Origin of the sequence: Bradyrhizobium sp. 33ap4, assembly GCF_032654765.1 — a bacterium.
GTDB lineage: Bacteria > Pseudomonadota > Alphaproteobacteria > Rhizobiales > Xanthobacteraceae > Bradyrhizobium > Bradyrhizobium australafricanum.
The window spans coordinates 1-705 of the sequence record NZ_JAUMTJ010000220.1 but is presented as its reverse complement, the minus strand read 5'-3'; the positions used below and the strand labels follow the sequence as shown (position 1 = coordinate 705).

At 59.7% G+C, this 705-nt stretch carries 1 protein-coding gene; it reads right to left on the bottom strand.

Features of this window, described 5'->3' with window-relative positions:
* Positions 1 to 670 (bottom strand): IS4 family transposase (locus Q2M23_RS43740; RefSeq protein WP_316399547.1); only part of this gene is annotated, 670 nt, incomplete at its 3' end.
* Positions 671 to 705: the final 35 nt, after the last annotated feature.

The window sequence follows — 705 nt, the reverse complement described above, 5'->3', positions numbered from 1 at the left end:
GGAGCTCCATCTGGTCAGGTGAGATGGTTGATTTCCGACGGCTGGGGTTGATGGGCGGAGGTTTGTCGATGGCAGCGAGGGATCGACGCGTGAGCAGGAGCTGGCCGACGAGTTCGGCGAACCTGAGCGGGAGCATTTTGATGCAGTTGGTGTGAGCGGCGATGCGCAGCAGCAGGTAGGCAATCATCGCAGCGAGCACCTGAAGGCGGATCGCGTTGTCGTTGGCGCCGAGGAACTTGCGAATATCGAGATGCTGCTTGATCCAGCGGAACAGCAGCTCGATTTGCCATCGGCTCTTGTAGAGGGCGGCGATCTCGACGGCGCTACGGGCAAGGTCGTTGGTCAGGAGTGTGATCTTGCCGCCTTTCTCGCGTCTGATCTTGATGCGGCGGAGCGGGATTGGAAGGCGCGAATCGCCCTTGCTGGTGAGCTTCACCTCGTCATCGGCAAGGATTTCGAAGCCATCCCCGTTACGCTTGCGGATGGCGCGATGCCTGAGCGAGCGAAGACGGATGCTCGTCTTCGCCCGGGTAACGAAGAAAGCCTTGCTATCATTGATCTTCTGCCACCAGTCGAAACGGCAATAGCCCTTGTCAAACACATAGGTGGTGGCGGGCTGGATTGGGGTCTGTCGGCCGATCTCGATGTCATTGACGTTCGCGGCCGTCATCTCGACGCAGGTCGGGACATCGCTCCTTGGGTCGT